This window comes from Peribacillus sp. ACCC06369, assembly GCF_030348945.1.
Classification (GTDB): Bacteria; Bacillota; Bacilli; order Bacillales; family DSM-1321; genus Peribacillus.
This window is the reverse complement of record NZ_JAUCEN010000002.1, coordinates 964,310-987,517: the sequence shown is the minus strand read 5'-3', so window position 1 is coordinate 987,517 and position 23,208 is coordinate 964,310. Positions and strand designations below refer to the sequence as shown.

Here is a 23,208-nt window from a genome sequence, read left to right as displayed (position 1 = left end):
CAATATCGTAGAAAAAAAAGGATTTCATTTCCCGGTGTAATGATTCGGATGAATATAGCCAGCATCAATTTCTGCAGCCGGATACAAGTCTTTATTATGGCAAGGATGACTATTTAACTCTAATGGATCATTCGCTCCAAAGCTTGGTTGAACGTGATAGTCTTCATTTAACCGATAAAAACTATCTTAATGATTTAGAAGCCATCTATTACTCTCCTGGAAAGTTCTCCGGCAAACAAATTACGTTAACCGGGTTTTCGTACAATTCAGATGAGCTAGCCTGATGATCACTACGTTTATAGACAATATTAAAAAATTAATCATGAAAAGGTAAGGATATGTTATTCTTACCTTTCTTTTTAATTACTCCAGCTCAAACTTCTTCAAGAAGAATAGTCATCCATTCATTCTGCCATATCCTTCATCTTTGAATCTATCTTTGCACATCTCAACTTACCTGTAATTAGTATAATTTACACTTTCATAATTGCACTTGAATCCACTAGATGTGAAAGATCTACAAAATAACCTGAAAAATGACGAAAAAGTTGAATTTTATTTATATGGGTCATGTTTTTTATATGCCTTACCTTTATAATATAAATGCTACATATTTTTTTACCACATCAGGAGGAACTTTCCTAAATGAACAATTCGAAAAACTCTTTCATTCTTGCAGGAACTATTATAGGTACCCTTATCGCCGGCACCTCTGCTTATGCTGGTTCTTATCAAGTTAAATCAGGGGACACCCTTGATAAAATCTCTAAAGCTAATCATACAACTGTGCAACAATTAAAATCTCAAAACCATTTGACTAGTAACCTTATTTTTCCCGGCCAAGTCTTGAAGGTTAATACCCTTAATACCCAGACTAAAAATATAGATAAAACCGAAAAATATGTGGTTAAACTCGGGGATACTTTATCCAAAATTGCAAAAAAATATAACCTTTCCCTTAGTGCCCTGCTAAAGTTAAACACTAATATTTCTAATTCGGATCGCATTTATATTGGCCAATCCATCCGGGTTTCCGGACAAGCACCTGCATCCAGCTCTACGGCTAAAAACAGTCAATCTAATGCTACATATACAGTCAAATCCGGGGACACCCTGGACAAAATTGCCAGAATCAATAATATGACTATCCAACAATTAAAGTCTAAAAACCATTTGACTAGTACTCTTATTTTTCCCGGCCAAGTCTTGAAGGTTAATACCCTTACCAGCAAACCGAATAATAGTAAAAATACAACAGAAGTTTATGTGGTTAAATTAGGGGATTCCTTATCAACAATTGCTAAAAGATATAACCTTTCCCTTAGTGCATTACTTAAAATAAACCCTAATATTTCTAATTCAAATCGTATTCGAATAGGCCAATCCATCCGTGTTTCTGGGAAAGCCTCGGCATCTGCAATTAAAAAACCGTCCAAAGCGACCAAAGCGGACCAAGTTTTGGCAGCTGGCGCTAAATACATGGGAGCCAAGTATGTTTACGGTGCAAGCACTTCACGCACTGACGTATTTGATTGCTCTTCATTCACATTAAGGGCATTCCAAAGTGCAGGTGTTTCCTTACCTCGAAATTCAGTGGCACAATCACACGTTGGTACAACTGTATCTTCGAAATCCCTCCAAAAAGGGGATTTAGTATTTTTTGATACCAATAATGATGGTGTAATCAATCATGTGGGAATTTATGCCGGTAATGGTCAGATGCTGAATGCTTCCACATCTAAAGGTGTGTCCTACGCTAACATTAACAATTCTTACTGGGGACCTAGCTTTGTAAAGGCAGTCCGAGTTCTTAACTAAATAACGATATGACAACAAACAATTTTTGGCTATAAAACTAACTCTATAGTCCTTGATAAAAGAGCAAAAAAGCGTGTATTGATAAAATATCATACACGCTTTTTTGCGTATTATAATGTCAAATAGCCGCCAACTGGCGTTATGGCTTATAACCCTTCTCATTATCTTTTTTGAATCCATCATCACTCGCGCATTAACCTTTGCATCTCCATAATCGCATAATTAAGTTGTTTACTGATACGGACTCCTTCCAAGCTTGATAATTCCTTTCGTTCAGCTATTTCATCCTTCTTTTTTCTATGATAGGTCATCGTTTGTTGTAATAACCAGGCTTTTCTTAATAACATTCTCATCACCTGCCTGTCTTGTTAGATGTTTTTCCTGCATTTCCACTTGCTTTTTTTGAACTTTTTCTTCAATAAGATCTATGAACAACTGATTATTGCTGAGATTTTCTTTATTCGACTCTATTAACCGCACTAATGATATATTTTTACGCATTTTTGTGCCCCCTTATCTACAGAAATAGCCAGCTTTAAAAAGAATGGTTTTCTCTACTTAGGAAAAATATATTCCCTATTACTTCGTGACGTTTTCATAATACTCTTAATTTAAAAATTCTTGGTTTCAATTTTGAAATGCCAGTGACCAATACTGGTATTATCATGACGGATATATTCTGTTTACTTTTACAACTCGCCATTCTTGTCCTTGATCGGGCTAAACACGGGTAAATATAGTAAGCCCCACAGAGGAAATTCACTGCCAATTCTCATTTATACTCGAAAAATTCAATTCTTAAACACTTTCCAGTATCGACTTTCCCAACAAAAAAAGGCCTCCATCACAGAAGACCTTTCGGACTGTAGACTAATAAGAAGAGCAGGTTTGCCTACAGTTTTTTACTTTTAAAAAAGTTCCAGCTGATTTCAGAAATCCGCTCCCTTTCCACCTACTGTCTGCCAAGCCCCCTCGCTGAAAGCGCCTGTGTGGTCTCGGTTAGCCAGTTTCCCCGCAGGAGTGTCGCAAATTTCTTCAATCTAGTGAGGTTTCATAAAACAGTAAAAACCCATAAAGTATAACCCAGTCTTAATCAGGTGGTGTGAGACACTTACGAACCCATTTTGTCGGCAAACTGAAAAGCCTTCAATAAAGAAGGCCTTTTGGCATTACTTTTGCTTCTCTTGCTTTTCAAGATACTGCCTTATTTTTTGCAAATAATCCGGTGCATCCATTTGATTTTTCACGACCAATTCTATAAGGCAAAGTTTCTCGGCATTCATATCCTGAGCATTTGTGATGGCATCATCCAGTTCACCATTCGTCTCGACTCGTGCTGTGAATGCCTCTTGACCAAACGCTTCAGCCAGTTTTGTATAATCCCACTCTGGTATCTCGTTGTATTTCTGTTTTTCTATATCGACCTTTACGTTTAAGAATTTTTCTATCGTATAGCCGTTATTGTTGAGGATGAACACGATGGGCTTGCATCCGTTCTCCAGCATCGAGCTTATTTCCTGTACTGTCAGCTGTATCGAGCCGTCACCGGTAAACAAAAGAACACGTCTGTTTTTATCCGCTATACAAGCCCCGAAAGCGGCGGGAGTCGCATATCCGATGCTCTGCCAGCCTCCCTGTGCAATATAGGTCGCCCCTTTCGGCAATCTGACCTGTGACATGCCATAAGAGAATGTTCCTGTTTCCGTGACCACAATGTCATTTTCCTTCAACATTTGCTGAATCCGTGGATAATAGGAAGCCGCTTCCAGTTGTGCTGTTGGGTCTTCAACCATTGTGTCATACGGAAACGAGATGGTTCCAACAGATTCGTTCTGCCGGTAGCCGGTGTCCTGGAGGGCATTTAGAATTTCCTCAGCCCTGACATTCATATAACTGGCTTCTCCCACTTTTAATGTGTCAGGTTGAATTTCCACCATTTTCAGCGGGTTAAGCTTTGCTGTCCCTTTGGAAGTATTTACGTCTGACCAAACAGCACCAACGGCTATGATGAAATCCGCTTCTTCAACAGTCTGAGTTACATCCTTACTTCCGAAAGCTCCGCCGTATACACCAATATACTGGGGATGACTCTCATCAAATCCGCCTTTCCCCTGCATTAACGAAGCAACTGGAACATTTAACCGCTCAGCGAGCTGCAGTACGGGTTTCTGCAGGTTATAACGAAGTGTTTTTACGTCGACAAGCAGAACCGCTTTGTTTACATGTTCTAACATTCCTTTTATATGCTCCATTGCTGACTGCAACGCACCGACATTCGTTTTGGCCATATCTTCTGAAGGCTCGCTGTGAGAAAGCAACGGTTTTGTTACGAGATCTATAGCCACTACCAAATAAACGGGCTTTTTCTTTTCTTTCGCGATTCTGATTGCAGCCGGTATCTCCCTAGCTGCGTTTTCTGGTGTAAGAATTGCCGTATAACTGGTGATATGCTCATAAACCTTACGGAAAACATCAAAATCTCCATCCATTAACGTATGATGGGCAAGCTCCTTCTCCTGTTGCATCATGGACTTTGGCGAGCCGACAATATGTATGAGCGGCACATTTTCACTGTACGCACCAGCGATTGCATTACATGCGCTCATTTCACCGACACCAAAAGTGGTGATCAGTGCCGACATGCCCTTCACCCGGGCATAGGCATCCGCTGCATAACCAGCATTGAGTTCATTTCGTCCATTAATGAACTCAATCCCATCGTAATCTTCCAAAGTATCTAGCAATGAGAAATTATAGTCTCCGGGTACACCAAAAATCTCTGTAATGCCCTCTGCTTTTAAGCAATCGTATAAAAATTGTCCCAAGGTTCTGTTCCCAGCCAAGTCAATCACTCCTCCAATCGATTCATCTCTACTACTTTATTTATACCCAAACATAAGTAGGTTAACCGTATAAAAAAGAGCGGGCTTCGCTTATCTATTACTCTATTCGACACTTTGATTGAAGTTAGTGAAATCAACAAGGAATGGCGGTAACCACCCAAAGGGAAGAGGATGTTTTTAAAAGTGTTAAAGAAAATTTATGATTATCAACCATTCCAAAACAAACTACAACATCGGAGCGTTTGTATACATTAAAATTGCCAATTTCTAAAAAATGATTCAATTCCAAATCAAAATGTCTGAAAATTCTTGATTTCGCCACTATTTTTGATTTATATTTGAATCAATCGAAAAAACGGACAAGGGGGAAAATGATGAGTGATAACAATGTGAAAAGAGTTTTGGAAACGATCATCAGCACATCGAATAATAATATTACCGTGACCGATGAAAAGGGATTCATTTTATTTACGAATCCTAACCATTGGTGGATTTATGGAATTGAACCCGACCATTATCTTGGAAAATCCGTTTACCAGCTAGAAACGGAAGGAATTCTTTCACCTTCGATTTCTGCCATGGTATTGAAAGAGAAAACACCTGTCCAGATCATGCAGCATACGAAGACGGGAAAAATCGTCATGTCGACTGCCTATCCCATCTTTGATGATGATGGTGAATTGATTCGTGTCGTCAGTTATGCTCAAGATCAAACTGAAATCAGGAACCTCCAGGATCAGTACGGTCAATTGGAGAAAAAGATTCAAGAATATCAATCGGAGGTCGAGGAACTTAGGGAGCAGGAAGAGCTGATCTATCGCAGCAAGGAAATGCGGCAAATCGCCAAAACGATACTCCGTGTTTCCAAAACGGATGCCACCGTCATGCTTCTTGGGGAATCGGGTGTGGGTAAGAGCGTCTTCGCCCGCCGGCTACATAATCAGAGTTACCGCAGCAAAGAGCCATTCATCGAAGTTAACTGCAGTACCATTCCAGAAAGTCTCTTTGAATCTGAAATGTTTGGATACGAGGCGGGATCCTTCACCGGTGCGCAAAAACATGGGAAGCAAGGGCTGATTGAACAGGCAGATAACGGAACCTTATTTCTGGATGAAATCGGGGAGCTACCCCTGGATATGCAAGTGAAATTATTAAATGTCCTGCAAGAGAAGACTTTTAAAAGAGTGGGAGGAAAAAAAGAGCATAAGATAGATTTCCGGCTTGTGACAGCAACCAATCAAAACCTTGAGGAAATGGTCGAAAAGGGAACTTTCAGGCTCGATTTGTATTACCGCTTAAATGTAATTCCCGTCCAAATACCGCCTTTACGAGAAAGAAAAGAAGATATTGCCATCTTGATCAATCATAATCTCGAAATCATCAACAAGAAATACAAGACAGATAAGAAATTGCACCCTTCCACTTACGAAATCCTTATTCAGCATAAATGGTCAGGGAACGTTCGTGAATTGGAAAATCTGATTGAACGGCTCATTTTGACCTCGGAAGACTCCATCATTTTCCCAGGCTTCCTCCCCTCCCATTTCCATGGACAAAAATCTTTGGAGAAAAAAGATGATACCCTAATGATCGAACATATGATGGTTGATGATCGTGATCTCAATACCGCTCTCGAACAAGTGGAGAAATGGATGATGATGAAAGCGAGTAAACAATGTAAATCCACATATGAAATGGCTAAATTCTTAGGTATCAGCCAGCCTTCCGTCGTTAGGAAAATGAAGAAATATAAAGGTCAACTACCCATTAAGTAAAAGAATATTTCACTGCAATCTCCCCTTTTGAGCATATAAGAAATAGGAGACCTTCACATGAAGGTCTCCTATTTCTTATTTATTTGACACGCCTGCCGATTCAAATGTTGCCATTTCTTTTACCACCAATGTCGCTGCCTTAAGGATGGGGTATGCCACTGCGGCCCCTGTTCCTTCTCCGATTCTCATTCCTAAATCAAGGATAGGCTCCTTACCAAGCAATTCTATGGCCGTTCTATGACCTGGTTCTGCAGATCGATGTCCAATGAACATATAATCGGCTGCACGTCCGGAAAAAAGGTTGGCCAATACAGCAGCCGTGGTTGTAATGAAACCATCAACAAGAATGGGGATACGGTCATTCGCTGCAGCAAGCATGGCCCCTGTCATACCTGCAATTTCGAATCCACCGATTTTCATCAAAATATTGATTGGGTCATCAGGATTAGGTTTTCTTAATGAAATGGCTTCTTCAATTATTCTTTGCTTATGTAAAATCCCTTCAGACTTCAATCCTGTTCCCTGTCCCACTAGCGACTCGACACTTTTTCCGCTTACGACAGAGATGATGGCAGAACTGGATGTCGTATTACCGATTCCCATTTCACCAAGAATCAGGCAATTAACTCCACGGGCAATCATTTTCTGTGCACGGTCATATCCAATTTCAAGCGCTTGAATTACTTCTTCCTTTGTCATCGCATCTTCTTTATAAAAGTTTCTAGTTCCATTGCGGACTTTTCTCGAAGTTAACCCCGGTGCTTTGATTTCTGAATCGATCCCTATATCGACAATGTCCAAGCAAGCATCTATCGCGCGGCTGAATACATTGATGGCTGCTCCGTCATTCAGGAAATTGAGCGCCATTTGTTCCGTCACCTCTTTTGGATAAGCCGAAACCCCTTCTTCAGTAATTCCATGATCGGCTGCAAACACGATCACCCCTGGTTTCGAAATGTCCGGAAAGGCCTCACCTGTCATCTTGGCCAATTCGATTATCCATTCCTCAAGCCGTCCTAAGCTCCCCTGAGGAACAGTCAGGGAATCGACATGACCTTTTACCTGCCGTCCCATTTCTACATCCAGCATCGGGATGGAAATCGCGGCCAAACCCTTCGTCATATTAAAAACCTCCATTAATCAAAAATGAAAAACCTTAACCATCGGAAAAGGTTCTTATCAATCATCTGCTATAAATACAACTTAGTCCATATAATTATCCACTAAGCCTTCTCTCACTCGGATCCATTTATCTCGGCACCCCTATTTCATTTAATGGGTAGATACGAAACTTCACTTTCCCCACAAGTGATTCCTCCGAAATAAAACCAAATCTCCTTCCATCCCAGCTGTTCCTTCGATTATCCCCCATGACAAATAAATGACCAACAGGTACTTTGGATTTCCCAAGTAAATCATTCAAGGTGAAATTCTCCGTCAGATTTTCGTCAGGTGGAATTTCCTCCTTTTTTGTTTTCAAATATGGTTCTGTATACTTTTTCCCATTGATAAATAGGACATCATCTTTCATTTCAACACTGTCACCCGGTAAACCGATCACCCTTTTTATATACTTCTCATCCGCGTCCGGAGCATAAAATACGACCATATCGAAGCGTTCCGGCATTCCGACTTTAGTTACCACGATCCGGTCATCATTTTCATAAGTCGGCTCCATTGATTCACCTTTGACTGTGACTGGCGTAAATAAAAACTGTTGGCAAATGAACACGATCAGTAAAGCGAATAAGATAGATTTCAACCACGAGAACACTTCACTTTTCACTTCTTTCTTCATAATGGCTCCCTCCCATCCATTGTGAACGGCTAATATTGGCACGCAGCGTCAAGACCCATTCTTTAGCTCTTTTAATCCCTTAATGCTGAGCGGTCGGTGATTATAGAGGAGATACCCAAAAAGAAATATCTGGAAAAATTGTAACATATCCATTTATCGCTTGCGAGAATTAATCATTTTTATTAACAGGAGCGCAGAGCAACTCTACTATAGAAAAAAGGATAGCGAATTTCAGCTATCCTGGCTCCAAAAACCTTATATTATGAACCTTAGTATTTATTCCAAGTCAATATAGAATCGAGTGGCAAACGGACTTTTTCAAATCCTGCTTTTGTCCCTTTCCCAACGGAGATTAACATGACGGGTTTGAAGTTTTCCGGTACATTTAATGCATCAACAAATTGGGCTTCATCGAACCCTCCCATTGGTACTGTATCGTAACCTTTTGCTTTTGCAGCTAACATGATCTGCATGGAAACCAAGCCACCGTCAATCATAGCTACACTTAAAGCCTTTTCAGCAGAAAAGTTACCATAATTATGCATGATTGAGGCTACATATGGCTCTTTTATTTCATTCTTCATGATCCCCTTATTTACTAATTCACCATAAATCCGCTCTGCATTTTTGTACCCTTCTATATCAGCTAAAACGGCAATGACAGCAGAGGCATCAACAATTTGTTGTTGGTTATTTGCGATGGGCAGCAATTCTTGTTGGGTTTGCTTATCTTGAATCACAAGGAATCTCCATGGCTGCAAGTTGGAAGAAGACGGTGCTTGAATCGCAACATCCAGGATTTCACGAATTTCTTCTTCAGTCATCACGTATTCAGCATCGTATTGGCGAACAGATCTCCGTTCTTTTGCTACCGTAATGAAGTCTGTATCAGTAAGGGCCTTCGGCTTTTCAAGCGGTATATTCAATTCTTTCGATTTATTTAGGTACTCTTCTTTACTCATTGTATTTTTTGTCATTTGTAATGACCTCCATTTAACTGTGTTTAATACAGAAACAGTATATAACGCATACTGTTCTTTTGTCAAATACAGTTCAAGAAAAACGAAACCCTGTTAGTTTCGTTTTTCACATTAAGATTTTGATAGTAAATCAGCAATCGTCTTCTTCTCCAAGCCCTGTATTATCCAGCTCTCCATCTCATTTTTCAAACCGCATAAAGCTTCACGAGAAGATGGTTGAAAGCATTTTTTATCATTTACATCTAGGAAGCCTTTTGAAAAAGGTTCGGATTTAATTGCAGAGTATATATCCGCAAGTATGATTTGATCGGGATTTTTGGCAAGTGAATATCCTCCATCCCTGCCTTCCTTCGCTTGAATCAGCCCTGCCTTCACTAAATTACTTAATATTTTTCTAAGAAAACCCGACTCCGAATCAAGCTTATCGGCCAATTTAGTACTATTGCATAATCCATCATGATCAGCAAGTATTAGCAGAGATTGTACTGCAAGACTAAACCACATTATACTGGAAACCTTTTCTGACATTACTTTCACCTCACCTCTACTTTAAACTATTTTTCAATGAATATACAACGCTGCATCGAACAATCCTGCCTAATCTCCTTTTAAAGAAGATTCATCTGAGCAAGCCTGCAGCTCTTTTTGGATCGATGGGAGTTCCAGCGCAGTGATAGTATATTGATAGGAACGAAGAATCTCCCACTAGACCTCCCCTTCCAATAATGGTTTTCGCCATTCCAGACAAAAATAAATAAACAAACTGTTTGTCTTACAATATATCTTTTTTGGAATATGGTAAACTTACTTAATAGAATTTTGCTTAGGAAGTGGATGAATGATGCTGAAGTTAATAAATGAACAAATGGATAAAATTATGCCTCTCATCACGCCGATAAGCGTGGTTATTGGCATCTTGTTGGCCGAACATCTAATGGATTACACCTTTCTTGTTCCATGGATATTTGCCTTCATTACATTTTCCGGAAGTTTAGGCTCCAACTTTAAATCTCTGCAACGGGCAGTCACCCACCCTTTACCTGTATTCATCGTATTGATCATCCTCCACATACTTATGCCTATTTGGGCCTTTTGTCTCGGCCATTTAGTGTTTCATGGTGATGCTTTCACGATTACCGGCTTAGTGCTGGCTGTAGTTATTCCAACCGGTGTCACTAGTATGATTTGGGTATCGATGTATAAAGGGAATGCCGCACTTGCCCTAACCATCATCTTAATCGACACCCTTCTCTCACCATTCATCGTTCCTTACAGTTTTTCCCTTTTTGGAGGCGGTTCAATCGAAATGGATTCGGGGTCGATGGTGAAAGGATTGATCGGGATGGTCGTTCTTCCGTCCCTTCTTGCCATGTTCTTGAATCAGATTACAAAAGGGAAGATACCATATATACTATCCCCCCGCTTAGCTCCATTTTCCAAGATAAGCGTTGGAATCGTAGTCATATTGAACAGTTCAAAAATTGCGCCCTATTTAACCCATTTCGACAAGAAATTAATGATCATGTCCTTCTTGGTTTTGTTCATCGCTGCTTCAGGCTATGCCCTTTCTTGGATGGTCGGTGCATGTTTAAAATGGGAAAAGGGGGACATCATCACCTTGACATTTACAGGCGGTATGCGAAATATCAGTGCAGGAGCTGTTCTTGCAACCACCTATTTTCCTGCTGCCGTCGCGGTACCCGTTGTACTTGGCATGCTGTTTCAACAAATGCTTGCTTCCTTTTTTGGCTATGTAATGGAGAAGCATTACCATCACGTTGTGAATGAGGGGCGATCCGCCGAATGATTATTTCCTAAGCATCCTTTTTCCCTTTCATTTACATTCCAATTATAATAAGTAAGTGGAACATATTTACATGATTATCCATTATCCATTACAAATTATAATTGGAGGTATTGAAGATGAAAGTTGTTGCAATAGTGGGAAGTATCCGTAAAGAATCTTACAACCTTAAGCTTGCCAAATATATTCAAACTAGATATCAAGATCGGTTTGAACTCGAAATCTTAAACATTCGGGATTTACCTTTTTATGATCAAGATATTGAAAATGATCCTCCATTAGTTGTAAAAGAATTTAAAAGCAAAGTGGCCGAAGCAGATGCAGTCTTGTGGGTAACACCAGAATACAATGGTACGATTCCAGGTGTATTGGGCAATGCAATCGATTGGTTATCACGTGTCGATAAAGTCTTGATTGGCAGACCTTCATGGATCATGGGTGCATCAATGGGGCAATTAGGTACGGTTAAAGCTCAATTGCATTTGCGTGACATCTTATTCGCATTAGGCATCTCCTCCCCACTCCTTCCCGGGAATGAAGTATATGTTGGAGCCGTTCATGACAAAATCGATAACGAAGGCAGTCTTACACATGAGTCGACTGTCCAGTTTATAGATACTGTCGTCGATAACTTCATTAGCTGGTATAATCATCATACTCGTTAATGCTTTTTAACAAGAATCCCAGCAGGGTCCAATCCTGCTGGGATTCTTGTTGCATCATTTCATAAATGAGGGAATCAACTAGCAGTGTTCCTGCTAGATGTAATCCTGCTTTTTCCAAGCAGATACTTTCATCCTCTTCCCGCTTGGAATGAAGGGTATTTTGTCATACCGCCGTCAGCGAAGAGAGTGATGCCCGTTACATAACTGGATTCTGAAGATGCAAGCCATACAGCAACCGCGGCAATTTCCTCAGGCTTTCCGATATAACCCATCGGAATCATGCTTTCCAGATCCTTTTTCTTTTCGGGATCTTCAAGCTTGTCGGCATTTATTGGCGTGGCGATAGCTCCAGGACCAATGCTATTCACACGGATCCCTTTTGGTGCATATTCAAGAGCCAAGGTTTCCGTAAGCAACTTCACACCACCCTTGCTTGCCGCGTAGTGAACGAATAAAGGCCAGGGAATCATCTCATGTACACTGGACATGTTTATCACATTCCCTTTAATATCGTTCTCTACAAAATACTTGATGGCTTCACGGCAGCCTAAGAAATTACCGGTTAAGTTTGTATCGATTACCCTATTCCAGTCGCTTAACGGCATCTCGTGAGATGGAACAGGGTTTTCTATACCTGCATTATTGATGAATATATCGAGTTTCCCGAACTTCTTTATCGCTGATTGAACCAGGTTAATCACATCTTCTTCAACGGTGACATCGCCTTTCACTGCGATAACTTCCCCGCCATTGGTTTTGATCTCTTCCAATACACTATCCGCTTCCTCTGATTTTGTGCGATAGTTAACGACTACCTTTGCCTTTTCCTGAGCAAAGCGAATGGCCATCGCTTTTCCTAAACCAGTGGATGAACCGGTTATAACAACGACCTTACCCTCTAAATCTGTATACATTTAATCACCCTCCAATTAACTTTTTGCCAATCCAAGCATAATCCCAGCTATGATAATCAAGATAATTCCAATGCCGATTCCAATTAGTTGGCGCTTCGTTTTCTTTTCACGTAAAATGATGATCCCGCCGATAGTTGATATGACAATGCCCATTTGAGAAAGGGAAAAACTCGTAGCCACTCCAACACGGGGCTGGGATATGAATAGAAACATGTTCCCTGCTGCCCATATCAGTCCCGGAATGATATTGCGAATCGTATACTTGTTAAACGGCTTATGTTTAAAGGTCAATAATAGACCGCCTATCACCATCCCGATCGCTTGAGGGAACAACGCTGACCAGCCATCAACATCAAAAAGACGGGCCACGACCACATAGACCAAATAACCGAATGTCGAGATGAGGAGAATAACAATTCCTTTCTTCAAGTTTCCCGATTTGCCTTCTTTTGATTCTTTATCTTCCAAGGAGGTCAAAACAATTCCTATAATAATGAAAACCAATGCCAAAACGCCTAAAATGACCGCTTTCATTGTAGACCATTCGTGAAAAACAATGACCCCAAATAAAGTGGTTGAAATGAGCTGCAATCCAGTTGATATCGGCATCGTTTTGGAAACACCCATTAAATCGATGCTCTTAAGCTGATTAGCTTGTCCCACGGCCCAAAACAATCCAGAAACGACCCCGACACCAAATACCAATAGGGATAACTTAATATCGGCAAAAATATAAACACCAATTGAGAAAATCAAGGCGCCAATCGTTGTACCTAATGTTTGACTGTAAGGTCCTCCCCCCAGTTTCACATTAAATAGAACGATGCTTCCCCAGAATAATGCCGGCAAGAGAGCTAATAATATATCCATCTTCATCCCCCATATATGTAAGTTCCAATCTATAGCGAAAATTTCATTAAGTCTTCTTTTTAATATGTTCGCATTATTTGAATTGAACCTTGGTAATTTTATGAAGTGTTCAAAAACCACCCTTCCGTTCCAATGTCCAACTTACAGAACACTTGACTCTCTGTAAGTTTCTAGGGTGAAAATAAAAAGAAGCAAACCCTATCAAGGTTTGCTCAGCTTGTCGACAAAAGGGAGTTCGGAATGGTCTCATCCCTAACTATGATTTAATAAAATGGTCTTTACTGTTTTATGAAACCCCCAATAGATTGAAGAAATTTGCGACACTCCTTCCGAATAACTGGCTAGACGAGCACCAGAAACGCTTGCGGCGAGGTGGCTTGGCATACAGTCGGCGGGATAGGGAGCGGATTTCTGAAAACAACTGGAACGTTTTTTAAAGTAAAAAACTGTAGGTAAATTCGCTTTCTTCGAATTTACCTACAGTCTGAGCAAACCTGATCAAGGTCTGCTTCTATTCTTAAATTACTTCTTCAAATGATATGGCACTGTCGTAATAACTACATTTCTTCTATAAAGTAAGTAGGCACGGATCAGTAAACTTGATTGGTTATGAAGAATATTGTGCCATCCCTTCTTCGGAATGAATTGCGGGATGATCACTGTAACTTTATAGTTAGATTCACTCGCCTTATGTTCAACTGTATCCACAAACTTAGTTAATGGCTGAATGATGCTTCTGTAATAAGAGTTCAGTGTGACGAGTCTAACATCAGGCTGCCACTTTTTCCATTTTTCTTCGAATTTCTTTTCATCTTCTCTTTCAAAAGCAACATAAACGGCAATGATCTGATTTGCTGAAAGAGATTTAGCATAATTTAAGGAATTCTCAACCACATGAGTTATACCCGCCACAGGGACAAGAATGATATTCCCTTCTATTGGTAAGATGGGCTCACAAGTTGTAATCCTCAGTTGGTCACCAACTGCTTCATAATGCTTTCTTATTCGATGAAAAATTAAAATGATGATTGGTAAAAAAATCAAAACAGACCATACCTGCGTAAATTTGGTTAAAAAGAATATCATCGTGACGACCAGGCTAATAATGGCACCAATTGAATTAATGGTTAATTTAACCACCCAGCCTTTTGGCTTTTCGCGGAGCCATTTAACGATCATTCCGGTCTGGGACAGCGTAAATGGTATAAATACCCCTACAGCATAAAGGGGAATTAGATTTTCTGTATGTCCTTTAAATGCGACTATTAAGATGATGGACGCAAGCCCCAGTATGATAATTCCATTGGAATATCCTAATCGGTCCCCTCTAATCGTAAACGCCCTTGGTATGAATTTATCCTTTGCAAGATTTACCGCAAGCAGCGGGAATGCCGAATAGCCAGTATTTGCGGCCAGTATCAAGATCAATGCAGTCGTACCTTGAATGAAGAAATACATGAAATTCCGTCCAAAGATTTCTTCAGCAATCTGCGAGACGACCGTGACCTCTGCGCTGGGAACAATGCTTAAATAATAGGCTAAGAATACGACTCCCGAAAATAATACAGCTAGTAAGGACCCCATAGCTATTAAAGTTTTTGCAGCATTATTCGGGGCTGGATCTTTAAAGTTCGGAATCGCATTGGAAATCGCTTCGACTCCTGTCAATGCGGAGCTGCCTGATGCAAATGCTCTTAGCAGTATAAATAAACTGATGCCCGCTACAGGGGTCCCGATTGGCGCGTGCAATTCCGGTGAAACTCCTCCTGTCAAGATCTTGTAAATTCCTACACCAATCAAGATGAACAATGCTAAAACGAATAGGTACACCGGATAGGCCAAAACAGAGGCCGACTCCGTAACCCCCCTAAGATTTAGGATGGTAAGTAGAATGACGAAAATGATGGCTATGCCGACATTATATGAATGCAGGCCTGGAAAAGCGGACGTGATGGCATCCGTTCCTGCAGAAACACTTACAGCGACAGTTAATATATAATCGACCAATAAGGATCCTCCAGCTATCAACCCTGGATTGATGCCTAAATTGTTTTTTGAAACCACATAGGCTCCCCCGCCATGGGGATAGGCAAAAATGATTTGTCTATAGGACAAGATCAAGGCCGTTAACAGGATCAATACCCCGATTGCTATCGGGATTGAATACCAGAATGCCGCGGCACCGACCGTGATGAGAACGATCAATATTTGTTCCGGTCCATAAGCAACCGAAGACAATGCATCAGAAGATAGGATGGCCAAAGCCTTAGTTTTGTTTAGCTTTTGCTCGCCAAGTGCATTTGATTTTAAAGGTCTCCCTATCAAGAACCTCTTTATAGAAGATAACATCAAGTATTCACCACCATATTTTAGTTATAAATTTATGTTCCCCCAGTTATTGCAAAAAACAAGACGAAATAGAAAAATGCCTACAAGTCATAGATAAATAGACCTGTAGACATCAATTTTTTTGTCTGACAAGCTCCACCTTCCTTCTCATATAACGCTTACGAGGTTAGCTGTCGGATTCGGACCTAAGAGTAGCCCTACCTTTACCTTGAAAGGATTCACCCCTTGGATTGAAAAACAATCCCTATAACGGGTCCCCCGTACCATTAGGTTTAAGCGATTTAGAAATATGAAACTGTTGATTATCATACTCCCGTGAAATGGAAAAGTAAATGAAAATTTTACACGGAAAAAGAATAATTTATTGTTAGTGAGGTTTTGTTCATGACGTATACTACATAAGTCATCAAAACAAATGATTGAAGGAAGGAAAGAGGTGAATGACATGTCTAAAAAAGAAGAAAAAAAACAAATAATATCTGATGATAATTTTCAAGTCAAAGCATTAACGGATCAATGAACAATATGGCTGTCCACAAAAATGAAAAATCATCAGCCACCACGGAGACAGCGAAGAACGAAACTGAATACCTATCTAATCAATCAACTAATTCTCCTTTCCCATTAAACAGATCTGCCCCCGCTTGGATAGTCAACTTTAATTTCATCCAATCAGAGGGCATTATTCATTATTCCCAATGATCCACTCTAATTAGTTCCTTCCTTCTTGAATTGGTCTCAAATTACTTTTCTTAAAGACAAAGTATTTCTGGCCAATATAGTTAAGTACTGTATAAAAGATTGTTCCAATGAGTACAGCCACATTTTGCTGTATGGATAAATGAACGAATCCTTCCATCGATTCTGCAATGGCCTGTCCTAAAGAATAAGCGGCGGAATAACAAATCAGGATGACGCAAAAGAAACGGGCAACTCCTCTCCGCAAGTCTATATCGCTTTTAAAGGTAAATGTCCTGTTCAACAGAAAACTCGTTACAGCTCCCGTACCATTACCGAAAAAGGTGGAGATCCAGTAAGATAAATCAAGAACATTCATGAGAAAAAGCATGATGGAAAGTCCAACCGCTGTATTGACTATTCCAACCAATAAAAAGCGGATAAAGGAATTAGTGTGTTTTAGATAGTTTTTCAATACTGTTCCGTTCATTGTCTAGTTGCTCCCGTTTTGTTAAATCGAGCGGATTAAATAGATCCAGATCAACAATATATTTAGGCCGGCGTTTGGATTCATTATATATTTTACCGATATATTCCCCAATCAAGCCGACAGCAATCAACTGCAGTCCACCGATCAACCATATGGAGGTAATTAATGAGGTCCAGCCCGTTTCGGTCTGTCCATAAAACTTTAACCATAAAAAGTATGACCCAAAGAGTAAGCTAATGAAAAAGGAAAGACATCCTAGCCATAATACAAGCCGGATCGGCGTAACTGAAAAAGAAGTAATGCCATCAAGCGCAAAGGCAACCATCTTCTTTAATGGATACTTCGTTTCCCCAGCCAATCTTTCTTTTCTGTCATAATAAACAGAGTCCGTCTTGAACCCAATGAGCGGGACGATTCCCCGTAAAAAAAGATTCGTTTCTTCAAACTGTTCCAGCTCCACGATCGCCCTTTTGCTCATTAGCCGGAAATCGGCATGATTATAGATAAGGTTAACCCCCATCTTGTTCATCAATTTATAAAAACCAGTTGCAGATGTTCGTTTAAAAAATGAATCAAGGTCCCTTTTCTGGCGGACACCATATACAATTTCACAACCTTCATTGAATTTCCGAATGAATTCAGGGATGACTTGAATATCATCCTGCAAATCTGCATCAATGGAAATCACACAATCCGAGGCTTCATTGGCTGTAAACATTCCTGCCAGAAGTGCATTTTGATGACCTGCATTCCGGGAAAGCTTTAGCCCACGAACAAATTCATTGTTAATCGTTTCTTTATAAATGATCTTCCATGTTTGATCTTTGCTTCCATCATCAACCAATAGAATTTTACTTTTATCGGATACAACGTTTTCTTCGACTAAACCCCTCACCAATCCACAAAGTTGGGAAATGGTATCCTGCAAAACGCTTTCTTCGTTATAACAAGGTACAACAATCGTTACTATCGGTGAATTCACAATATTCCCCCCTTTTCACGTGACTCTGTATAAATAAATTTTCCAGATACTTCCTTTCTTTATGAAAATCCTTTCTAGTACCAACCCGTTTTCCTTCGCATTGTTGATTGGTATAGCAGAAAATATATACTTGCCACCTAACCCTTTATACGCATCGACATTAAGTTCCAAATTTTCTAGCTCTTTCTTCGAGCCTTTCTTGAACATATAATGCTTCCCAAGCTCATCGGTAAATAGGTAACAACGCCCTCCCCATTCATCAAAGTAGATTTTGATGTTTTTATTCTTAGCCAATTCGTTTTCAATTATTTGACGAAATTGATGTTTGTAAGTAAGCGGATAGAAATTGTTATAGCTATCAAGCGTGTAAAACCCATTAAATTGGGCAATCGCAGGATGTAGGCCAATGCTCGCTACCCGATATTCTTCCTGTGGAAGGCCAATATGATCTTTTATTTCTTGAAAAAGACTTTCTGCATAGAACTCTTTAAAAGATGGTTTTTTATTGTGAGTGATTTCTTCATTGAAACCCATTAAGATCATAATTTGAACGGCTATGAATATTGAAAGGGTTTTCTTGGCATAATCGCTGTGCTCCCAGATGATTTTTATCGCGAGGGCAAACCCCAAGTAAATCACCATCGGCCTTAAAAAGTGAAATCTGGCAAAATTAAAGGTATCCAAGGTGTGGAACCTTTCCGTTAAAGGAAGCCAGCCTTTATAAAACCAAAATGCGTACCACGCGGAAAGCATAAAATTCAAGCCGAACAAAAAAACAAATATCTTTTCCTGTCTCCATAGCTTTTTGGTCAAAATGATATAAAGGGCAAAGACTGTAATCGGCAGAATGATAAGCGCATGTACAGTCATGACATGCGTATGTCCAAGGACGAAATTTTTGAAAGTAAGCTTGATGACCCACTCGAGCGGCAGCCTTGCATGAAAATATTCATCTCTGCTGTTCGGCTCCGAATCAAAAATGAAGGAAGCGACCAGCCGATACTCGACCAGACCAAAAATGACCGTCATATACACGATTGAAAGTAGAAACCTTAAATTCCACCCTTTTTTCCTGATCACATCCGATATCCAAAGGAAGCCCATTGCAACAAGAAAAAAGAAAAAGCCAAGCACGATGCTTGAATAAAGCGGTAAAAGTGTAAGGACCAAATAATTCTTCCACGAATGGTCCTTGCTGCGGATATTCAAAAAAGCCCAAAGGGCTAGCGGCATCCCAAGAGTACTGAGCATTCCCGATGGCCAAAATGGGGTAAGGGCAAAGGCCAAGGATGTTCCAACCCTAATCCATCCTGATTGGCGCCCTGTAACCAAATGTTTTTTTAATAGGATATACATACCAAAGAAAGCAATGAATCTTGTTAATGCCTGGCTTATTGCATATGCAACCATTGTCGGGAAAAGTGCATACAGCCACACGATGATACTGAATTCACTGCCAAACGCATTTCGTGGCAGCCCATTCATAATCTGTGGAATTTTGGCGTCTATTGCACCGAATAATTCACCGCTCTCAGAAAGCACTTTATACCAGGCAATGTTGGAATCCAAATTATCATGTACACGAATATGCGCATTTTCTCCAAGGATGAATAAAGGGGAAAGATATAAAACAATGACAAGTAAGGCAAAAAGGATTTGTTTTCTCTCTTGATTTTCAATTGGCAAAATATACACCTCTTGACCAAAATTCATATATCAATAATATTTGCTTCAATGGTAAATCTATTCTTTTTCAGGGATTTATTTTAACCTTTTTTGATATAGGTCAACCAATGAACACATAAAATGAACGGTAGAACGAAAAGCGAGATAAAAGAACCTTAAAAAGGGGCTGGGCTATGATAAAGAAAGCCGTAATTCCAGCAGCCGGTTTAGGAACACGATTTTTACCCGCTACGAAAGCTCAACCAAAGGAAATGCTGCCGATTGTCGATAAGCCGACCATTCAATATATTATCGAGGAAGCGGTACAATCAGGGATTACAGATATTATCATCATTACAGGGAAAAACAAACGTGCCATCGAAGATCATTTCGATAAATCCATTGAGCTTGAAATGCTTTTACAAAAGAAAGGACAAAATGATCTGCTAAAGACCGTGGAGAACATTTCCAATATGGTGGATATTCACTATGTAAGACAAAAGGAACCATTGGGTCTGGGGCATGCAGTTTTATGTGCCAAAACGTTTATTGGAGACGAACCTTTTGCAGTCCTGTTAGGTGATGATATCGTGGATAGCCGGGTCCCAGCCTTGAAGCAGTTAATGGAACGGTATAACAAGGTTCAAGCGAGCATTATCGGGTGTAAGGAAGTGTTACCTGCCGATGTATCCAAGTATGGGATTGTAAATTTTCAAGAACAATATGAGGATTTATTTCTGGTAAAAAACTTAGTGGAAAAGCCAAAAGTTGAGGAGGCACCCTCAACACAGGCGATTATTGGCCGATATATTTTATCGCCTGCCATTTTTGAAATCCTCGAAACCTTACAGCCAGATCCTAAGGGGGAAATCCAGCTTACCGAAGCTTTGGATCTTTTGCTAAAAAAGGAACCATTATATTCGTATATCATTGAGGGACATCGATATGACGTCGGGGATAAATTTGGCTTTCTTCAAGCATCAATTGATTTCGCCATGAAACGACCTGAACTTCGTGATCAGCTAATAACATATTTAAGACAGTTGTTTCCTTAATGAAGTTAATATAGCTCATGCCCAATTACCAAGAAGTGATTGGGCTATTTTCACATCTTCTTGAATTCCTGTGATTTCACCCGTAAAAAAGACATCTTCCACAAGCAGTCCTCTTAGATACCTTTGTCTAATTAGCTCCACCTCCCTTCTCATATCCGTTACGAGAGTAGCTGTCGGATCACCCCATTGATTGTAAAATGAACCCAAAAACATATACCCCGTACCATAAGGTTTAAGCGATTTATGAATATGAATGGAAAAGCCCGTGAAAATTTGCACAGAAAAAGAATAATTCATTGTAACTGAGGTTATGTTGATAAGTATCTTTCATAAGTGATCCAAACACATGATATCAGAAAGGATTGTAGAGAATCACATGCACAAAAAAACAAAAAATCCGATAATATCCGATGAATTTTTAGATCAAGTGGTTAAGGAAATCAATGAACAATTTGGTGGACCCATTAATGAAAAAAATGATCATTTCCAACATGGAAACGATGAAGAAAGAAGTTAAGCTCCCTATCAATACAAAAAGTTTACTCTGCCGAGAACCGATTCCAACATCTTCTTAATCTAAAGCTCTCATAAAAAACTCTGGCGCTATTTTTCCAGAGTTTTTCTATGGTTTCTGCAAGTTTACTTCTTTTCATTTCTATATATAGCCATATTTATATTATCCGCCCTTTCTTTATCGACTTGTCCAAACCGATTTAGTTTATGCTCATAGAATGATTATATGGAATTATTTTAAAGAAAGGGGGAAAACAACTTGAGCCAAACTGATGGTGCCTTCCGCGATTCTCCAAAAGTTCCAAATGGAAGGCTGATTTCCGGACATACAAAGGAATTTCAAACAGATCCCCTCGGCTTTCTTACCCAATTGGCCAAGGAATATGGGGAGGTTGCTAAATTCCGGTTAGGACCATTCCAAAATGTTTACCTCGTTTTAAATCCTGATCTAATAAAAGAAATACTCGTAACAAAACAAAAATCCTTCGTCAAATCAAAGGACTTCACTGTATTGAAACCACTTCTCGGTGAAGGTCTACTTACAAGCGAAAAGGACTTTCATATGCGTTAGAGAAGGCTTATTCAACCCTCCTTCAAAAAGACTCATATTAGCCATTACGCCACGGATATGATTGATACCACAATGGATTATATATCAACTTGTTGGGAAACCGCTGGAAACAGCTTTAAGAATCGCAGTCAAAAGGATGAGATCGATTTTCCGTATGCCATTATGGGTACCAACTAAAATCAACCGTGAATATAAAAAGGCGATACAAAGACTTGATAAAGGATTTATGGAATTATTGAAAAACGGAAGAACGATACAGGAAAACACGAAGACATGCTTGGAATCTTGATGGATGCCCGGGATGTGTCGGACGATGTTGTAATAGGAGGATATCACTTTAAAAAAGGCACTATGATTCTAATAAGTTCTTATTTGATGCAGCATAACCCAGAGTATTTTGATCAACCTGAATCTTTTATTCCTGAACGATTTGATAACAACTATTTGAAAAGCCTGCCTGCGTTCGCTTACTTTCCCTTTGGCGGAGGGCCGCGGGTTTGTATTGGCAATCATTTTGCCATGATGGAAGCGGTGCTTTTGCTGGCCTGCATTGCTCAACGATATAGGATTCAGATTGCACCTGACCATCATGAAGTAACCCCCCTTCCGTCCCTTACGCTCAGACCTAAGAGTGGGTTGCGCATGGTAGTAGAAGAAAGAAATACAGAATCCTTCGAACCTGGAGCATCCTTGATCTAATGAATATGAATTATCCCCCATGAACAAGACATTCATATCAGTAAAGCCTAGGAATAACTCCTTTATGAGACTGGCCTTTTTTGAAAGGAGGGATGAAAAATGTATATGCTCCATTCACCAAGGATTGGTATCATCCACACTGAATTGCAATATTTAGGGATGGCCTCGCAGGTATATACCGGTTATTTGGAATTTCTAAGGGAAATTGACCCGGTACAAGAAACCGAAAACCTACAGCCGCTTCCTCTCACCTTTTTATATGAGAACGGGTAGTCTCATTAGCTAACCTGCTCCAACACCTTATATGTCATAGAAAAACCGACCTATCAATGTCGGTTTTTTGTATTCAGCAGTATGTTCCATAACCCGGGGCATCGCCGCCGCAACCAAAAGGATAAACAAAACGACTTTAAAGGCGAAACCTCCGCCATATCGAAAACCCAATCACAGCCTGACATATATGAACATTTCCTAATTCGTTTTTATAGAAGGACTTGAACTGGTTAAAACATCTTATTCACCGTCAAACAAAATGACAGTAATCATGCAATATAAGGGAATTTTGTTTGCTCGTGGCACTTGTTTAATTCAGCCATTTAACTTCCGATCATTTTTTTATAAAATGCCTACATCTCTTAAAAAATCACCTATCAGGTTAATTTTTCATAAAATCCAAGTACTTTTAAGATAATAAAGGAGAATCTTTTTTTACTGTTAAAAAATAGTTTTCCGTTCCCCT

At 39.8% G+C, this 23,208-nt stretch carries 25 protein-coding genes and 1 riboswitch; of the genes, 11 read left to right on the top strand and 14 right to left on the bottom strand.

Features of this window, described 5'->3' with window-relative positions:
• The first annotated feature begins 122 nt into the window (after positions 1 to 122).
• Both QUF78_RS27960 and QUF78_RS05610 read left to right on the top strand, forming a co-directional pair.
• Positions 123 to 284 carry a TIGR03943 family putative permease subunit gene (locus QUF78_RS27960; RefSeq protein WP_483313831.1) on the top strand — a complete coding sequence of 54 codons (162 nt, stop codon included), beginning with the start codon at positions 123 to 125 and terminating at the stop codon, positions 282 to 284.
• Between the two features lie 361 nt (positions 285 to 645).
• Positions 646 to 1,818 (top strand): C40 family peptidase, encoded by a 1,173-nt coding sequence (locus tag QUF78_RS05610; RefSeq protein WP_289323899.1) that lies wholly within the window; start codon positions 646 to 648, stop codon positions 1,816 to 1,818.
• 297 nt (positions 1,819 to 2,115) lie between these two features.
• Here QUF78_RS05610 and QUF78_RS05605 read toward each other — a convergent pair whose 3' ends face one another.
• Both QUF78_RS05605 and QUF78_RS05600 read right to left on the bottom strand, forming a co-directional pair.
• Positions 2,116 to 2,319 (bottom strand): hypothetical protein, encoded by a 204-nt coding sequence (locus QUF78_RS05605; RefSeq protein WP_289323898.1) that lies wholly within the window; start codon positions 2,317 to 2,319, stop codon positions 2,116 to 2,118.
• Positions 2,320 to 2,987: 668 nt separating this feature from the next.
• On the bottom strand, positions 2,988 to 4,661 hold the full coding sequence (locus tag QUF78_RS05600; protein ID WP_289323897.1) for an alpha-keto acid decarboxylase family protein: 1,674 nt from the start codon (positions 4,659 to 4,661) through the stop codon (positions 2,988 to 2,990).
• A 371-nt stretch (positions 4,662 to 5,032) separates the two neighbouring features.
• Here QUF78_RS05600 and QUF78_RS05595 point away from each other — a divergent pair, with 371 nt between their 5' ends.
• A complete protein-coding gene (locus QUF78_RS05595) occupies positions 5,033 to 6,436 on the top strand; it encodes a sigma-54 interaction domain-containing protein (RefSeq protein ID WP_289327241.1) in 1,404 nt (467 codons plus the stop codon).
• 75 nt (positions 6,437 to 6,511) lie between these two features.
• Here the strand turns inward: QUF78_RS05595 and cobT are convergent, their stop codons facing one another.
• From cobT to QUF78_RS05575, 4 genes are all read right to left on the bottom strand, one after another.
• Positions 6,512 to 7,558: a nicotinate-nucleotide--dimethylbenzimidazole phosphoribosyltransferase gene (cobT, locus tag QUF78_RS05590; RefSeq protein WP_289317742.1), complete on the bottom strand. Its 1,047-nt coding sequence runs from the start codon at positions 7,556 to 7,558 to the stop codon at positions 6,512 to 6,514.
• A gap of 127 nt (positions 7,559 to 7,685) precedes the next feature.
• Positions 7,686 to 8,234, bottom strand: coding sequence for a signal peptidase I (lepB, locus tag QUF78_RS05585; RefSeq protein ID WP_289323896.1), 549 nt, complete (start codon positions 8,232 to 8,234; stop codon positions 7,686 to 7,688).
• Positions 8,235 to 8,503: 269 nt separating this feature from the next.
• A complete protein-coding gene (locus tag QUF78_RS05580) occupies positions 8,504 to 9,280 on the bottom strand; it encodes a nitroreductase family protein (protein WP_483313830.1) in 777 nt (258 codons plus the stop codon).
• Positions 9,281 to 9,325: 45 nt separating this feature from the next.
• Positions 9,326 to 9,742: an Rrf2 family transcriptional regulator gene (locus QUF78_RS05575; RefSeq protein WP_289323894.1), complete on the bottom strand. Its 417-nt coding sequence runs from the start codon at positions 9,740 to 9,742 to the stop codon at positions 9,326 to 9,328.
• 313 nt (positions 9,743 to 10,055) lie between these two features.
• Between QUF78_RS05575 and QUF78_RS05570 the strand changes: the two genes are divergently transcribed.
• Positions 10,056 to 11,021 carry a bile acid:sodium symporter family protein gene (locus tag QUF78_RS05570; protein ID WP_289327240.1) on the top strand — a complete coding sequence of 322 codons (966 nt, stop codon included), beginning with the start codon at positions 10,056 to 10,058 and terminating at the stop codon, positions 11,019 to 11,021.
• Between the two features lie 116 nt (positions 11,022 to 11,137).
• The gene (locus tag QUF78_RS05565) at positions 11,138 to 11,683 is read left to right on the top strand and encodes an NADPH-dependent FMN reductase (RefSeq protein WP_289323893.1); all 546 of its coding nucleotides are present in this window, start codon (positions 11,138 to 11,140) and stop codon (positions 11,681 to 11,683) included.
• Between the two features lie 128 nt (positions 11,684 to 11,811).
• Here QUF78_RS05565 and QUF78_RS05560 read toward each other — a convergent pair whose 3' ends face one another.
• The 6 genes from QUF78_RS05560 to QUF78_RS05535 form a co-directional block, all read right to left on the bottom strand.
• Positions 11,812 to 12,597, bottom strand: coding sequence for a glucose 1-dehydrogenase (locus tag QUF78_RS05560; protein WP_289317747.1), 786 nt, complete (start codon positions 12,595 to 12,597; stop codon positions 11,812 to 11,814).
• Positions 12,598 to 12,612: 15 nt separating this feature from the next.
• Positions 12,613 to 13,467: a RhaT/GlcU family sugar-proton symporter gene (locus QUF78_RS05555; protein ID WP_289323892.1), complete on the bottom strand. Its 855-nt coding sequence runs from the start codon at positions 13,465 to 13,467 to the stop codon at positions 12,613 to 12,615.
• Positions 13,468 to 13,989: 522 nt separating this feature from the next.
• Positions 13,990 to 15,816 (bottom strand): APC family permease, encoded by a 1,827-nt coding sequence (locus QUF78_RS05550; protein ID WP_289323891.1) that lies wholly within the window; start codon positions 15,814 to 15,816, stop codon positions 13,990 to 13,992.
• A gap of 139 nt (positions 15,817 to 15,955) precedes the next feature.
• A riboswitch (cyclic di-AMP (ydaO/yuaA leader) is annotated at positions 15,956 to 16,105 on the bottom strand.
• A gap of 423 nt (positions 16,106 to 16,528) precedes the next feature.
• Positions 16,529 to 16,984 (bottom strand): GtrA family protein, encoded by a 456-nt coding sequence (locus QUF78_RS05545; RefSeq protein WP_289323890.1) that lies wholly within the window; start codon positions 16,982 to 16,984, stop codon positions 16,529 to 16,531.
• Positions 16,944 to 17,966 (bottom strand): glycosyltransferase family 2 protein, encoded by a 1,023-nt coding sequence (locus QUF78_RS05540; RefSeq protein ID WP_289323889.1) that lies wholly within the window; start codon positions 17,964 to 17,966, stop codon positions 16,944 to 16,946. Before QUF78_RS05540 ends, QUF78_RS05545 begins: the two co-directional genes overlap by 41 nt.
• A 15-nt stretch (positions 17,967 to 17,981) precedes the next feature.
• Positions 17,982 to 19,646, bottom strand: a complete 1,665-nt coding sequence (locus tag QUF78_RS05535) for a DUF6044 family protein (protein WP_289327239.1) — start codon at positions 19,644 to 19,646, stop codon at positions 17,982 to 17,984.
• Positions 19,647 to 19,825: 179 nt separating this feature from the next.
• Between QUF78_RS05535 and galU the strand changes: the two genes are divergently transcribed.
• On the top strand, positions 19,826 to 20,686 hold the full coding sequence (gene galU, locus QUF78_RS05530; RefSeq protein WP_289323888.1) for a UTP--glucose-1-phosphate uridylyltransferase GalU: 861 nt from the start codon (positions 19,826 to 19,828) through the stop codon (positions 20,684 to 20,686).
• Positions 20,687 to 20,701: 15 nt separating this feature from the next.
• On the opposite strand, the gene QUF78_RS05525 is transcribed toward galU, so the two are convergent.
• Positions 20,702 to 20,983, bottom strand: coding sequence for a hypothetical protein (locus QUF78_RS05525; protein ID WP_289323887.1), 282 nt, complete (start codon positions 20,981 to 20,983; stop codon positions 20,702 to 20,704).
• Between the two features lie 79 nt (positions 20,984 to 21,062).
• Here QUF78_RS05525 and QUF78_RS05520 point away from each other — a divergent pair, with 79 nt between their 5' ends.
• The 5 genes from QUF78_RS05520 (at position 21,063) to QUF78_RS05500 (ending at position 22,742) form a co-directional block, all read left to right on the top strand.
• Positions 21,063 to 21,203, top strand: coding sequence for a bacitracin ABC transporter ATP-binding protein (locus QUF78_RS05520; RefSeq protein WP_289323886.1), 141 nt, complete (start codon positions 21,063 to 21,065; stop codon positions 21,201 to 21,203).
• A gap of 255 nt (positions 21,204 to 21,458) precedes the next feature.
• A complete protein-coding gene (locus QUF78_RS05515) occupies positions 21,459 to 21,770 on the top strand; it encodes a cytochrome P450 (RefSeq protein ID WP_289323885.1) in 312 nt (103 codons plus the stop codon).
• Between the two features lie 61 nt (positions 21,771 to 21,831).
• The gene (locus QUF78_RS05510; protein ID WP_289323884.1) at positions 21,832 to 22,059 is read left to right on the top strand and encodes a hypothetical protein; all 228 of its coding nucleotides are present in this window, start codon (positions 21,832 to 21,834) and stop codon (positions 22,057 to 22,059) included.
• Positions 22,044 to 22,469 (top strand): cytochrome P450, encoded by a 426-nt coding sequence (locus tag QUF78_RS05505; RefSeq protein ID WP_353957890.1) that lies wholly within the window; start codon positions 22,044 to 22,046, stop codon positions 22,467 to 22,469. The genes QUF78_RS05510 and QUF78_RS05505 overlap by 16 nt, the downstream gene beginning before the upstream one ends.
• A gap of 99 nt (positions 22,470 to 22,568) precedes the next feature.
• On the top strand, positions 22,569 to 22,742 hold the full coding sequence (locus QUF78_RS05500; RefSeq protein WP_289323883.1) for a hypothetical protein: 174 nt from the start codon (positions 22,569 to 22,571) through the stop codon (positions 22,740 to 22,742).
• 27 nt (positions 22,743 to 22,769) lie between these two features.
• On the opposite strand, the gene QUF78_RS27750 is transcribed toward QUF78_RS05500, so the two are convergent.
• On the bottom strand, positions 22,770 to 22,913 hold the full coding sequence (locus tag QUF78_RS27750) for a YjcZ family sporulation protein (protein WP_353957889.1): 144 nt from the start codon (positions 22,911 to 22,913) through the stop codon (positions 22,770 to 22,772).
• Positions 22,914 to 23,208: the final 295 nt, after the last annotated feature.